The organism is Microbacterium marinum, from assembly GCF_014204835.1.
GTDB classification, from domain to species: Bacteria; Actinomycetota; Actinomycetes; order Actinomycetales; family Microbacteriaceae; genus Microbacterium; species Microbacterium marinum.
Map to the genome: position 1 here is coordinate 2,098,085 of NZ_JACHMD010000001.1, position 13,673 is coordinate 2,111,757.

Genomic DNA, 13,673 nt, shown 5'->3' on the forward strand with positions numbered 1-13,673 from the left:
CGATGACGAACTACGACTCCATCGACTTCAGCCCCATTCTCGCCCTCTCCGACAGCGAGGTCGTCACGAACTCCCCCGTCCGTGACATCACGCTCCCGAGCGGCAAGGTGCTCGCACTGATCACCCTCGACAACGGTCGCGACCACACCCGACCGAACACCCTGGGACCGGCCACCCTCACCGCGCTCGGGCAGACGCTCGACGCACTGGCGGCCCGCGCCGCCAACGGCGAGATCCAGGCTGTGGGCATCACGGGCAAGCAGTACATCCTCGCCGCCGGCGCCGACCTCAGCGAGGTCAGCAACGTCGGGTCGAAGGACAACGCCCGCCTCATCGCACAGCTCGGCCACAAGGTGCTCGGCAAGCTCTCCGACCTCGGCGTGCCCTCGTTCGCCTTCGTGAACGGGCTCGCGCTCGGCGGCGGTCTGGAGATCGCGCTGAACTCGACCTATCGCACGGTCGACGCCTCGGCCGCGGCCATCGCGCTCCCCGAGGTGTTCCTCGGCATCATCCCCGGATGGGGTGGCGCATACCTGCTGCCGAACCTCATCGGCATCGAGAACGCCCTCGAGGTCGTCATCTCCAACCCGCTGAAGCAGAACCGTGTGCTCAAGCCGAAGCAGGCCTTCGACCTCGGGATCATGGACGCGATCTTCCCCGCCTCGAACTACCTCGAGGACTCGCTCCGGTGGGCCGACGGTGTCTTGGCGGGCTCCGTCAAGGTCGACCGCAAGAACGAGCCCGGCAAGATCGAGCGTCTCACCAAGTGGCCCATCGCCATCAAGGTCGCCCGGAACATGCTCGAGTCGAAGATCGGCACGATGCCCCGCTCCCCGTACGTCGCCCTGGACCTTCTCGACAAGGCGAAGAGCGGCAGCAAGGCCGAAGGGTTCGCCCGTGAGGATGAGGCCCTCGCGGACCTCGTCGTGGGCGACCAGTTCGCGGCATCCATGTACGCGTTCGACCTCGTGCAGAAGCGTGCGAAGCGTCCCGTCGGCGCCCCCGACAAGACGCTCGCCAAGAAGGTCACGAAGGTCGGCATCATCGGCGCCGGCCTCATGGCCAGCCAGTTCGCGCTGCTGTTCGTCCGCCGCCTGCAGGTTCCCGTCCTCATCACGGACCTCGACCAGGCCCGCGTGGACAAGGGCGTCGCCTACATCCACGAGGAGATCGGCAAGCTCGAGGCGAAGGGCCGCCTCGACGCGGACAGCGCCAACAAGCTCCGCGCGCTCGTGACCGGCACGACCGACAAGAGCCTCTACAAGGACTGCGACTTCGTCATCGAGGCCGTCTTCGAGGAAGTCGGCGTCAAGCAGTCCGTGTTCGCCGAGATCGAGGCGATCGTCGCCGAAGACACGATCCTCGCCACGAACACCTCGTCGCTCTCGGTCGAGGAGATCGGCGCGAAGCTCGCCCACCCCGAGCGCCTCGTCGGCTTCCACTTCTTCAACCCGGTCGCGGTGATGCCGCTGATCGAAATCGTGAAGACGCCGCAGACCTCGGAGGCTGCCCTGTCGACGGCGTTCGTCGTCGCCAAGGGTCTCGGCAAGAACGCCGTGCTCACCGCCGACGCCCCCGGCTTCGTGGTGAACCGCCTCCTTGCCAAGGTCATGGGCGAAGCCGCACGCGCGGTCTACGAGGGCACGCCGGTCGCCGACGTCGAGAAGGCTTTCGCCCCGCTCGGCCTGCCGATGGGACCGTTCCAGCTGATCGACCTCGTCGGCTGGAAGGTCGCCGCCCACGTGCAGGACACGATGGTGCGTGCGTTCCCCGACAGGTTCTACGCGAACGAGAACTTCCACGAGCTCGCGGAGCTGTCGGAGATCGTCGAGAAGGACAAGGGCGGCCGGGTCACGGGCTTCACGAAGGCCGCCGAGAAGGTCGTCAAGAGGGCAGCCGGCTCGAAGGCGACGGCATCCGACGTCATCCTCCAGCGCGTGCAGGACGGGTTGGCCCAGGAGATCAAGATCATGCTGGACGAGGGTGTCGTGCCCGAGGTCGAGGACATCGACCTCTGCCTCATCCTCGGCGCCGGCTGGCCGTTCATCGACGGGGGCGCGACGCCGTACCTCGACCGCGAGGGGGCGAGCGAGCGCGTCTTCGGCGGCACGTTCCACAACCCGCCGATTCGCGGCATCGCGAGCTGACGCGAGTCGGTCACCAGCGGCCCCGGGCTTCGGCTCGGGGCCGCTGCCATGTCGACGGCGTGCGCCGACGAGTTCGACACGCGCTTTCGTTGCTCAGGGTTGCGCTGCCTGCACGCGCAGGTCGCGGGTGAGGTGGTCGCGCTGCTCGAGCACGATGCGTCGAAGAGCACCGGGTGCCTCGGTGTGCCTCTCGAGCCACGCGTCGACGGCCGTCGTGTCCTCCGTCGCCGGGAACAGTCCTCGCACGAGGCGGGCGGCGATCTCGATGCTCCGCTCGCGCCAGGTGGGCAGGATGCGGGCGAAGTAGTCGTCGTCGAAGGCACGAACGAGGTCGCGCCGGCCCCCGGCACGGATGCCGCGGATCGTCGCGTCGAGGTGATCGTTCGACAGCGACTCGTCGGTCCACGCGCGGGTCCACGCCGCCGCGCGTGTCTCGGCGACCGGAGCCGCAGCGCGTGCCGCCACCGCCGCCGTGCGCCCCGACGCCGTCTGGTCGCGCGCCAGCATCCTTCCGATCGCGTCCTCCCCCGCCGTCCCTGTCGCCGCAGCGGAGAAGAGGAAGGACCATCGCAGATCCGGGTCGAGCGCGAGTCCCTCGGGCGCGGCGGCGGGGTCATCGAGAAGCCGAGCGATGTCCGCGCTCCGCGATGTGCTGTGCTCCGACGCCGCCGCCACCGCGCGCGCCCAGATCAGCTGCTGATCGGATGCCGCCGCGGCATCCGTCATCGCGTCCCACGCGGTCGCGAGCCAGGTGTCCGCTGCGTGCGCACCGTTCACCCCCGGTACGTAGTGGGTCACCGTGAAGAGCGCGTGCGCGACGATGTCGGCGAGCAGGGCCGCGTTGGTCTCCGCCGGCGCGTGCTGCGCCGCGATCGCCAGGAACCGGTGCGCCGGGAGGTCACCGTCGCGGGTGGCGTTCCAGAGCGCGGCCCAGACCACCGCACGCACGAGCGGGTCTTCGACAGTCGAGAGCGCCTGCTCGGCGGCATCCACCGAGCGGGCGTCCAGACGCACCTTCACATACGAACGGTCGTCATCGTTCAGGAGGAGGAGGTCCGCGCCCTCGAGCTCGGGCGCGTCGATCACGGTCCGCTCGTCGTTCACGTCAAAGGAGACGTCGCCGGCGGGCACGAGCGCGCCACCGTCGAGGCGGTATCCGCCGAGGCGCAGGCGATGTGGGCGAACGATGTCCTGCACGACGGTGAGCGGCCCACGCTCGAGCGAGACGGTCGGCAGCCCCGTCGTCTCAAGCCACGCGGCGCTCCACGCCCGCAGATCGCGGGCTGACGCCGCCTCGAGGGCGACGAGCAGATCCTCCAGCGTCGTGTTCCCGAAGGCGTGGTCAGCGAAATAGCGCTGCGCGCCGCGGAAGAACTCGTCCTCGCCGACGAACCCGACGAGCTGCTTCAGCACCGACGCGCCCTTCGCGTACGTGATGCCGTCGAAGTTCAGTTTCGCCGCTTCGAGATCGGGGATGTCCGCGACGATCGGATGCGTCGTGGGCAGCTGGTCCTGCGTGTACGCCCAGCCCTTTCGACGGCTGGCGAACGTGACCCAGGCGTCCTCGAAGCCGCCGGCGACCGCCGCCGTGTGCGAGCCCATGAAATCGGCGAACGACTCCTTCAACCAGAGGTCGTCCCACCACCGCATCGTCACGAGGTCTCCGAACCACATGTGCGCCATCTCGTGGAGGATCGTGTTGGCCCGGGCCTCGCGCTGCGCGCGGGTGGCCCGACCGCGGAAGACGTACGCCTCGGTGAAGGTGACGAGCCCTGGGTTCTCCATCGCGCCGAGGTTGTACTCGGGCACGAAGATCTGGTCGTACTTGCCCCAGGGGTAGTCCTGCGAGAAAGCCTCCGTGAGGGCGGAGAGCCCCCTGCGGGTGACGTCGAGGATCTCGTCGGCGTCGAGGTGCTCGGCGAGCGATGCGCGGCACAGCACGCCGAGGGCGACGTCTCCCTGCGGGCCGATCCATCGTCCCTCGACCCGGTGGTACGGGCCGGCGGCGACTGCCGTGATGTAGCTCGAGATCGGCTCGGTCTCGGCGAACGCGACGCGAGCGCCACCATCCACCGACTCCCGTGCCGTCTCGGCGCCGTTGCTCAGCACGACCCACCCATCAGGTGCCGTGACGCTGAACCGCCACCGGGCCTTCATGTCGGGTTGCTCGAAGCACGGATAGACCCGGCGGCAGTCGGCGGGCTCGTACTGGGTGTAGAGGTACACGGCACCGTCGACCGGGTCGACGAAGCGGTGGAGACCCTCACCGGATCGGCTGTACCGTCCCCGGGCGGTGATGCGGACGTCGTTCTCCTCCTCAAGCCCTCTCACGCGGACCCGCGCACCATCCCACTCGACGGGGACGTCGCGGCCGTTCACCTCGACGCGCACGACCGACTCGCCGATGAAATCCACCCACGTCGCCGGCTCGGACGACAAGAACCGGAGCGTGCTCACCGTCTCGAAAGCGTCGCTCGCGGCATCCGTGGCCGAACGGAGATCGAGGTCGACTGCGATCGTATGCACCCGCACCGCGGCCGATCGTGCGGCGGTCTCGTCACGGGTCAGATTCGCGGAACTCATCCATCCATCGTGTCACGCGGATGCCGCGTCGACCGTGTCTCAGGCCTCGCCGTGCCGCGCTTCGTCGGCGAGCCAGATCGCGCCCGCGTCCTCCGCCGGGCGCGCGATCGGGATGCGCGTGCCGAGCACCTGTGCGACGACGTCCTGAGCGATCTTCGACGGCGTCAGCCCCGCGTCGCGCAGGATCTCCTCACGCGAGGCGTGGTCGATGAACTTGCCGGGAAGACCCAGCTCGTCCACCGCGGTGTCGACGCCGGCCTCACGGAGCACCTGTCGAACGCGCGTGCCGACACCACCGACACGGATGCCGTCCTCGAGCGTGATCACGAGACGGTGGGCGCGCGCGAGCTCGACGATCGACGGCTGAATCGGGACCGCCCAGCGGGGGTCGACGACAGTGGCGCCGATTCCCTGCGCGCGGAGCCGTTCCGCGACCTCCATCGCGAGCTGCGCCATCGGCCCGATCGCGACGATGAGGACGTCCTCCGAGCCGCCGCGGTACAGGACGTCCACCCCGTCCTCCCGGCGCTCGACGGCCTCGAGCGCTGCGGGGATCGTCCCCTTCGGGAACCGGACCACGGTTGGCGCGTCGGCCACTTCGATGGCCTCGTCGAAGAGCTCGCGGAGCCGCTCACCGTCGCGGGGGGCGGCGATACGGATGCCGGGCACGAGTTGCAGCATCGCGAGGTCCCACACGCCGTGGTGGCTGGGGCCGTCGGGACCGGTGACGCCCGAGCGATCGAGGACGAAGGTGACGCCTGCACGGTGGAGCGCGACATCCATCACCACCTGGTCGAAGGCGCGGTTCATGAAGGTCGCGTAGATCGCCACGACGGGGTGGAGGCCGCCGTACGCGAGGCCTGCCGACGAGGCGACGGCGTGCTGCTCGGCGATGCCCACGTCATACACGCGATCGGGGAAGCGCTGCGCGAAGGCCAGGAGCCCGGTCGGACGGAGCATCGCGGCCGTCATCGCGATCACGTCGTCGCGACGCTCGCCCGCGGCGACGAGGGCTTCGGAGAAGACATCGGTCCACGCCACCGCGTCCGAGGAGCCCAGCGGCTCCCCCGTGGTCGGATCGATCTTGCCGACGGCGTGGAACTGGTCCGCCTCGTCGCGGCGCGCCGGCTCGTAACCGCGACCCTTCTCGGTGATCGTGTGCACGATGACGGGCGCGCTGTACTCCTTCGCGAGCTGGAGCGTTTCCTCCAGGGCCTCGAAGTCGTGCCCATCGATCGGCCCGAGGTACTTGATGTCGAGGTTCGAGTAGAGCGCGGCGTTGTTGGTGAAGCGCGACAGGAAACCGTGGGTGCCGCCACGGACGCCGCGATACACGGCGCGCCCGACCGGGCCGAGACGGTGGAAGAAGCCGGCCGACCCGCGGCGGAGGCTCTCGTAGCTGTCCGCGGTGCGCACGCGGTTGAGATACCGCGCCATGCCGCCGATCGTGGGGGCGTAGGAGCGGCCGTTGTCGTTGACGACGATCACGAGGTTGCGGTCGTTGTCGTCGGAGATGTTGTTCAGCGCCTCCCACGTCATCCCGCCGGTGAGCGCACCGTCACCGACGACGGCGACGACGTGACGGTCCTTCCGGCCGGTGCGCGTGAAAGCGCGCGAGATGCCATCTGCCCAGCTCAACGAGCTCGAGGCGTGCGACGACTCGACGACGTCGTGCTCGCTCTCCGCGCGCTGCGGGTAGCCGGCCAGCCCTCCACGCGAGCGCAGCTGGGAGAAGTCCTGCCGCCCGGTGAGCAGCTTGTGGACGTAGGACTGATGCCCCGTGTCGAAGATGATCGGGTCGCCCGGGGAGTCGAAGACCCGGTGCAGAGCGATGGTCAGCTCCACCACGCCGAGGTTGGGACCGAGGTGTCCGCCGGTGCGCGCGACGTTCTCCACGAGGAACGCGCGGACCTCGCCGGCGAGCGTTCGAAGCTCGTCACGGGTGAGACCGTCGAGGTCTCGGGGTCCGCGGATGTCGTCGAGGAGACTCATGTCCCGATTCTACGCGCGGAGACGCACAGAACCCCGGCACCTGACGGCGCCGGGGTTCTGTGCTAACCGGTGTCAGACCAGCGAACGCAGCACGTACTGCAGGATGCCGCCGTTGCGGTAGTAGTCCGCTTCTCCGGGGGTGTCGATGCGGACGATCGCGTCGAACTCGACCGTCTGCTTGCCTTCGGGCGAGAACTCGCTCGGCTCGGCGGTGACCTTGACCGTCTTCGGCGTGACGCCCTCGTTCAGCTGCTCGAGGCCCGAGATCGAGACGATCTCCGTGCCGTCCAGGCCCAGCGACGCCCAGCTCTCCCCCTGGGGGAACTGCAGCGGAACGACGCCCATGCCGATGAGGTTCGAGCGGTGGATGCGCTCGAAGCTCTCGGTGATGACGGCCTTGACGCCGAGCAGGCTCGTGCCCTTCGCCGCCCAGTCACGCGAGGAACCGGAGCCGTACTCCTTGCCACCGAAGACGACGAGGGGGGTGCCCTGCGCCTGGTAGTTCTGGCTCGCGTCGTAGATGTACGACTGGGGGCCGCCCTCCTGCGTGAAGTCGCGCGTGAAGCCGCCCTCGACGACCTTGCCGTCGTTGACGGCGGCGACGAGTTCGTTCTTCAGTCGGATGTTCGCGAACGTGCCGCGGATCATGACCTCGTGGTTACCGCGCCGCGACCCGTACGAGTTGAAGTCCTTCTGCGCGACGCCGTGCTCGGTGAGGTACTGCGCAGCCGGGGTACCGGCCTTGATGTTGCCCGCCGGGCTGATGTGGTCGGTCGTGACCGAGTCGCCGAGGGTCGCCATGACGCGTGCGCCGGAGATGTCGGTGACGGGTGCCGGCGTGCGCTCCATGCCGTCGAAGTAGGGAGCCTTGCGGACGTAGGTCGAGTCCTCGGCCCACTCGAAGGTGGGGCCGGTCGGCGTGGGCAGGTTCTGCCAGCGCTCGTCGCCGTCGAAGACGGTCGAGTACTGCTTGATGAACTGCTCGCGCGAGATCGAGTGGTCGATGACGTCCTGCACCTCGTCCGGCGAGGGCCAGATGTCCTTCAGGAACACGTCGTTGCCGTCCGAGTCCTTGCCGAGGGCATCGGTCTCGAAGTCGAAGTTCATCGAGCCGGCGAGGGCATAGGCGACCACGAGCGGCGGCGAGGCGAGGTAGTTCATCTTCACGTCGGGGCTGATGCGCCCCTCGAAGTTGCGGTTGCCCGAGAGCACTGCCGTGACGGCGAGGTCGTTCTCGTTGATCGCCGCCGACACCTCGTCGATGAGCGGACCGGAGTTGCCGATGCAGATCGTGCAGCCGTAGCCGACGGTGTAGAAGTCGAGCCCCTCGAGCGCCTTGTCGAGACCGGACTTCTCGTAGTAGTCGGTGACGACCTTCGATCCCGGGCCGAGCGTCGTCTTGACCCACGGCTTCCGCTTGAGGCCCTTGTCGACGGCCTTCTTGGCGAGCAAGCCCGCCGCGATCATGACCGAGGGGTTCGAGGTGTTGGTGCAGGAGGTGATGGCCGCGAGCGTGACGGCACCGTTGTCGAGCAGGTACGACTGCCCCTCCGGCGTGGTGACCTTGACCGGCTTGGATGCCGCGTGGCGCGCACCGCTGGAGATCATCGAGGGCACGTGCTCGTGCTCGTGCTGGTGCGAGACGCCGCCGGCCGCGATGTGCTCGTGCTCGACACCGGGTGCGGTGCCGGGGTCCGAGGCGGGGAACGTGCCCTCGATCTCGACGGAGTCCTCTTCGGCGGCATCCGCGTAGTTGAGGATGTCCCTCTCGAACTGGCTCTTCGCCTCGGAGAGGAGGATGCGGTCCTGCGGACGCTTCGGGCCGGCGATGGAGGGGACGACCGTCGAGAGGTCGAGCTCCATGAACTCGCTGAACTCGAGGTGGCGCGACGGGTCGTGCCAGAGCTTCTGCTCCTTCGCGTACGCCTCGACGAGGGCGACGGTCTGCTCGTCGCGGCCGGTGAGGCGCAGGTAGTCGAGCGTGACGTCGTCGATCGGGAACATCGCGGCGGTCGAACCGAACTCGGGGCTCATGTTGCCGATGGTGGCGCGGTTGGCCAGCGGCACCTGGGCGACGCCCTCGCCGTAGAACTCGACGAACTTGCCGACGACCCCGTGCTTGCGGAGCATGTCGGTGATCGTGAGGACGACGTCGGTCGCGGTGACGCCGGAGGGGATCTCGCCGGTCAGCTTGAAGCCGACCACGCGCGGGATGAGCATCGACACGGGCTGGCCGAGCATCGCAGCCTCGGCCTCGATGCCACCGACGCCCCAGCCGAGCACGCCGAGGCCGTTGACCATGGTGGTGTGCGAGTCGGTGCCGACGCAGGTGTCGGGGTACGCGCGCAGCACGCCGTCCACGCTCCGGTCGTAGATGACCTTCGCGAGGTGCTCGATGTTCACCTGGTGGACGATGCCGGTGCCCGGGGGAACGACCTTGAAGTCGTCGAAGGCGGTCTGGCCCCAGCGGAGGAACTGGTACCGCTCACCGTTGCGCTCGTACTCGATCTCGACGTTGCGCTCGAGGGCGTTGTCGGAGCCGAAGAGGTCGGCGATGACGGAGTGGTCGATGACCATCTCTGCGGGCGAGAGCGGGTTGATCTTGTTCGGGTCGCCGCCGAGTGCGGTGACCGCCTCGCGCATGGTGGCGAGGTCGACGATGCAGGGCACACCGGTGAAGTCCTGCATCACCACACGCGCGGGGGTGAACTGGATCTCGGTGTTCGGCTGGGCCGTCGGATCCCAGGCGCCGAGCGCCTGGATCTGCTCCTTGGTGACGTTCGCGCCGTCCTCGGTGCGGAGGAGGTTCTCCAGGAGCACCTTGAGGCTGAACGGGAGCTTCTCGTACCCGGCGACCGTGTCGACCCGGAAGATCTCGTAGTCGGTGTCCCCGACGGTCAGTGTGCTCTTGGCACCGAAGCTGTCAACAGTGGACACGTGTGCTCTCCTTCGTCGGCGGGGTGCAAGCACGCATGGCTTGCCTTCCCATCTTCCCCGCGCTCGGCGTCGGCGGCTAGTGAGGCGCGCCTTACCGATCAGGGCGAAATTTATCTTGATGTCAAGATAAATCTATCACGCGTCCCGACGGGGATAGATCGCGCGCACGGCGAGCCACGTGACCGCGACGAGCGGGGCGAACAGCGGCAGCCCCATGATCAGCTTGAGCGTTCCGAGAGTCGCCACCTCCCCCGCCAGGTAGAGCGGGTACTGCACCGCGAGGCGAATGAAGAACAGCGCCGCCCAGGCGATCGCGAGCCAGAAGAATACCCGACGCTTCCGGCGATCTTTCCGCCACGCGGTGCCCTCGTTCATGAGGAATCCGACCGCGAGTCCGATGAGCGACCAGCCGACCAGTGCGGAGATGAGGAACGCCGTCCCGTAGGCCGCATTCGTGATGAGCCCCGGAACGAAGTTGTCCTCTCCCCGCCCGGTGAACAGGGCGAGGGCCGCCGCGACACCCGCGGCGATCAGTCCGCCGAACGCGGCGCCCGCGGGCGAACGCTGGAGCAGACGGATGACGGTGAACACGACCGCCAGCCCGACCGAGCCGGCGAGGGAGAGGACGAGGTTCTGACCGGAGACCGCGTAGAGGATGACGAACGCGAGGCCGGGCAGCACGGACTCGGCGACCCCGCGCCAGCCGCCCATCGCGTGCCAGACGACGCGGCCGGTGCTCGCGTCCGCCGCCGGGTCGAGACCCGCTCGGCGCGCCGCACCGCCCAGCGCCTGTCCGAGGATCTCCGACGCCGAGACGTCGGCCGATCGATCCGATGCCGAGCCCGCCGTGGGCGGCTCCAGGCCGGGTCGGGATGCCGGGGACTCCCGGTCGTCGCGACGAGGAGTCCCCTCGGGCGCGCTCACGCGCCGCCCGGCGACGCCGGCATCTTCAGGGGGATGAGGTCGCGCGGCGGCATGGGCGTGTTCCCGCGCACGACGACGAGCGATCGGAAGAGGTCTTCGATCTGGGCTGCGGCTTCGAGGTTGCCGGCGGCGGCGCCGCCGATCACGCCACGGAGGAACCAGCGAGGGCCGTCGACACCGACGAATCGGGCGAGCCGCTTCCCCGCGTCGCCTTCGGCGCCCACGACCGGGACCTCGGCGAGGAGCTCCGGACCCAGCGGGCCCTCCCTCTCCTCGACGCGGCCGCCCTGCTGGCGGATCTGCTCGCGGATCTGCTCACGGGTCTCTTCCCACAGGCCGCTCGAGCGCGGGGCGGCGAAGGGCTGCACCTGCAGGGTGGACCCCGCGTAGTCGAGTCCGACGGCGACGATCCGCTTGGTCTGCTCCTCGACCTCGAGCCGGAGGTTCAGACCCTCCCGGGGCAGCACCTTGACTCCGCCGAGATCGATGTAGGGGCGGACGGCGTTCGCCTCGGACTCGTCGAAGGGGCCTGCGTCGGCGCGGTCGGCGGGGGCTGATTTGGGGGCGAGGTCATCGCTCATGCGGACTGTCCTGTCGTGTATCCGGTGGAACCGAACCCGCCTTCGCCGCGCGCGCTCTCGGTGAGCGATTCGACGGGCAGGAATGTGGCGTGCGCGAAGGGCATCACGATGAGTTGCGCGATGCGATCACCCGCCGTGACCTCGAAGGCCTCCTCGGTGTCGGTGTTCACCAGGGTGACCTTGATCTCGCCGCGGTAGCCGGCGTCCACCGTACCCGGCGAGTTGACGATGGAGATGCCGTGTCGGGTGGCGAGGCCGCTGCGTGGCACGACGAAGGCGAGGTACCCCTCGGGCAGCGCAATGCGCACGCCGGTTCCGACCAGGGCACGCTGACCGGGCTGCAGAGTCAGACTCTCGGTCGCGACGAGGTCGGCGCCCGCATCGCCCGGGTGAGCGTACGTGGGGACATGCGCCGCGATAATGGGAACGTCCACGGAATCCATCACCCCCCGAGGCTAATGCACAACGCCGAACGTCCCGCCCCCGCATCCGCGTCGTATCGGGAGCGCCTCAGCCCATCCCTCTGGCTCATCGTGAGCGCGGCAGTATGCGCGCCCATGGCCGCGATCGTGTTCGCCCCCGTCGACGGCACGTGGGCGCTGGTGATCGGCCTGATCGTCGGGATCGCGATCGTCGTCGCTCTCATCGCGTCGGCTCCGCGTCTTCGCGTGGACGGGACCCAGCTTCGTGTCGGACGAGCGCACATCGACGTGTCGTACCTGGGTACGCCCGAGGTGCTGACGGGCGACGAGGCCCGCGCCGCCCGCGGACGGGACCTCTCACCGAACGACTGGCATCTCCTCCGCGGCGGGATCGACGGCGTCGTGCGGGTGCCCCTGACCGACGAGAACGACCCCACCACGCGGTGGGTGTTCTCGTCCCGCACACCCGAGCGGGTGGCGGCGATGATCACCCGCGCGCAGCGGGGTCGCTGAGATACGAGCGGTCAGGCGCACTCGGTGCAGATCGCACCGATGGAGGTCTGGTGGTCGATCTGCGTGCGGTGCTTCACCAGGAAGCACTCCACGCAAGTGAACTCGTCCTCCTGCGGGGGGAGGACGACGACGTCGAGGTCGACGTCGGAGAGGTCGGCGCCCGGGAGCTCGAAGCCCGACGGGTTGTCGGAGTCCTCGACGTCCACCGACCCCGACATCTTGTCCGGAACGCGCTCCTTGAGAGCCTCGATCGACTCGCTGTCGTCCTCGGTCTTGCGGGGGGCGTCGTAATCCGTTGCCATTGGCGAATGTCTCAACTTTCGGGGTGTTGCTGTGTGCTGGTGCCCGTTCGGGCGGCCATAGTTTGCATCACGGGCCGGTGAATCGCAAATGAGTCGCCGTCCCGTCGCCCCTTTTCAGGGGGATGACTGCGCAAACTCGCGGCACGCCCGCGATATTCCCTCCCCTGCCGGGCACGCGTGCGAGCATGGGCGCGGCAGGTCGAAACGGGCCCACGCTGGATCTGGAGGATGTCTCGCATGGAGCAGCTCAAAGTCATCGGCACCGAAGACGGTCGGCTGATGCTCGCCACCGAATCCGGCGATCGGTTCTCGCTCGCCGTCGATGAGGCGCTGCGCGCGCAGCTGCGCCGACTGCAGCGCGACGCCGAGCCGCGCACGCACCGGGCGAGCCCCCGTGACATCCAGTCGCACATCCGTGCCGGCATGTCCGCGGAAGAGGTCGCCGAGATCCTCGGTGTGCGCATCGAGGACGTCCAGCGCTTCGAAGGACCCGTCCTCGCCGAGCGCGAGCACATCGTGGGCCAGGCCCTCGCCGTGACGGTCCTCATCGGAGGCGAGCTCGACCCCGGCGCCCAGCCCACTTTCGGCAACGCCGTCCGCGCGAAGCTCGCCGAAGCGGGCGCCACCGGCGAACGCTGGACGAGCTGGCGCGACCAGACCGGGTGGATCGTGAAGCTCGAGTTCACCGCCGGCGAGGTCGAGCACGACGCGCGCTGGGGCTTCGACCCGCGCCGCTCGAGCCTGTCTCCGCAGAACTCCGACGCCGTGCAGCTCTCGCGTCAGGGGTCGCTGCCCGAAGGACTCATCCCCCGCCTGCGCGCGCTCGATTCTTCGCCGCTGAAAGACTCCTCCCGCTTCGACAGCGGCGCGTTCGGCATCCGTGGCGCCGTCGAGCCCGAGGCGGACCTCGAGCCGGAATCCCGGCCCGCGTCTTCGCCCGCCGTGCAGCACGCCGCCATCAAGCGCGCCCCCGACGCACCGGTCACCTCCGCCGAGACGGCAGACCTGCTCGAAGCGCTGCGGCGCAGGCGCGGTCAGCGTGAGCCGATGCCCACCGAATCGACCGCGGACGAACGCCCGCAGACGCCGGTCGCGCTCTTCGACGCCCTCGAGCCGGGATACGAGGCCGCCGCACCGGAGGAGTCGGCCGATGCCCCGTCCGATGACGACGCCGACGCTCCGACCGAGCAGACGCGTCGCAAGGGACGCACCTCGATGCCCTCATGGGATGAGATCGTCTTCGGCGCACGCACCGAAGACGGCTGATCCTCG

Annotated in this window: 10 protein-coding genes; 3 read left to right on the plus strand and 7 right to left on the minus strand. The window is 69.0% G+C overall.

All coding sequences use genetic code 11. The annotated features are described in order from the left end of the window. The first annotated feature begins 2 nt into the window (after window positions 1-2). Window positions 3-2,147: a 3-hydroxyacyl-CoA dehydrogenase NAD-binding domain-containing protein gene (locus BKA24_RS10375; RefSeq protein WP_184217764.1), complete on the plus strand. Its 2,145-nt coding sequence runs from the start codon at window positions 3-5 to the stop codon at window positions 2,145-2,147. A gap of 93 nt (window positions 2,148-2,240) precedes the next feature. Here the strand turns inward: BKA24_RS10375 and pepN are convergent, their stop codons facing one another. The 6 genes from pepN to dut all read right to left on the minus strand — a co-directional run bounded on the left by pepN (window position 2,241) and on the right by dut (window position 11,610). Then, window positions 2,241-4,730 (minus strand): aminopeptidase N, encoded by a 2,490-nt coding sequence (pepN, locus tag BKA24_RS10380; protein WP_184217766.1) that lies wholly within the window; start codon window positions 4,728-4,730, stop codon window positions 2,241-2,243. 39 nt (window positions 4,731-4,769) lie between these two features. Continuing rightward, window positions 4,770-6,722 carry a 1-deoxy-D-xylulose-5-phosphate synthase gene (dxs, locus tag BKA24_RS10385; protein ID WP_184217768.1) on the minus strand — a complete coding sequence of 651 codons (1,953 nt, stop codon included), beginning with the start codon at window positions 6,720-6,722 and terminating at the stop codon, window positions 4,770-4,772. A 72-nt stretch (window positions 6,723-6,794) separates the two neighbouring features. Beyond that, a complete protein-coding gene (locus tag BKA24_RS10390; RefSeq protein WP_184217770.1) occupies window positions 6,795-9,659 on the minus strand; it encodes an aconitate hydratase AcnA in 2,865 nt (954 codons plus the stop codon). A gap of 135 nt (window positions 9,660-9,794) precedes the next feature. Further along, on the minus strand, window positions 9,795-10,583 hold the full coding sequence (locus tag BKA24_RS10395; RefSeq protein ID WP_425488711.1) for a DUF3159 domain-containing protein: 789 nt from the start codon (window positions 10,581-10,583) through the stop codon (window positions 9,795-9,797). Further along, on the minus strand, window positions 10,580-11,164 hold the full coding sequence (locus BKA24_RS10400) for a DUF3710 domain-containing protein (RefSeq protein ID WP_184217772.1): 585 nt from the start codon (window positions 11,162-11,164) through the stop codon (window positions 10,580-10,582). Before BKA24_RS10400 ends, BKA24_RS10395 begins: the two co-directional genes overlap by 4 nt. Continuing rightward, window positions 11,161-11,610 carry a dUTP diphosphatase gene (dut, locus tag BKA24_RS10405; RefSeq protein WP_184217774.1) on the minus strand — a complete coding sequence of 150 codons (450 nt, stop codon included), beginning with the start codon at window positions 11,608-11,610 and terminating at the stop codon, window positions 11,161-11,163. The genes BKA24_RS10400 and dut overlap by 4 nt, the downstream gene beginning before the upstream one ends. A 12-nt stretch (window positions 11,611-11,622) precedes the next feature. Between dut and BKA24_RS10410 the strand changes: the two genes are divergently transcribed. Continuing rightward, entirely contained in the window at window positions 11,623-12,099 is a 477-nt protein-coding gene (locus BKA24_RS10410) for a DUF3093 domain-containing protein (protein ID WP_184217775.1), read from the plus strand. An 11-nt stretch (window positions 12,100-12,110) separates the two neighbouring features. Here the strand turns inward: BKA24_RS10410 and BKA24_RS10415 are convergent, their stop codons facing one another. Continuing rightward, window positions 12,111-12,401, minus strand: a complete 291-nt coding sequence (locus BKA24_RS10415; RefSeq protein WP_184217777.1) for a DUF4193 domain-containing protein — start codon at window positions 12,399-12,401, stop codon at window positions 12,111-12,113. Between the two features lie 237 nt (window positions 12,402-12,638). Here BKA24_RS10415 and sepH point away from each other — a divergent pair, with 237 nt between their 5' ends. Continuing rightward, complete coding sequence (sepH, locus tag BKA24_RS10420) at window positions 12,639-13,667, plus strand: septation protein SepH (protein WP_184217779.1); 1,029 nt, start codon at window positions 12,639-12,641, stop codon at window positions 13,665-13,667. The last annotated feature ends 6 nt before the right edge of the window (window positions 13,668-13,673 follow it).